This is a genomic window from Pseudomonas sp. Pse79, from assembly GCF_024519615.1.
Lineage (GTDB): Bacteria > Pseudomonadota > Gammaproteobacteria > Pseudomonadales > Pseudomonadaceae > Aquipseudomonas > Aquipseudomonas veronii.
Genome location: NZ_JALJRR010000092.1, coordinates 1 through 221, shown reverse-complemented (window position 1 = coordinate 221; position 221 = coordinate 1). Strand labels below are relative to the sequence as shown.

At 42.5% G+C, this 221-nt stretch carries 1 rRNA gene; it reads right to left on the bottom strand.

Features of this window, described 5'->3' with window-relative positions:
* Positions 1–170: 170 nt before the first annotated feature.
* Positions 171–221: ribosomal RNA gene (locus NR164_RS30355) — 16S ribosomal RNA — on the bottom strand; the annotation flags it as partial.

The window sequence follows — 221 nt, the reverse complement described above, 5'->3', positions numbered from 1 at the left end:
GTGAAAGTAACGTTCAGTCTATCTTTCTATCACATACCCAAATTTTTAAAGAACGGTTCTGAAAAAGATCAGAGCTAACTATTCGATTCGAATATTTAGCTCTGCACTTTGACAAACGCATGAATCAAGCAATTCGTGTGGGAACTTATGGAGCAGCTGATGTCGCCGATTAAGGAGGTGATCCAGCCGCAGGTTCCCCTACGGCTACCTTGTTACGACTT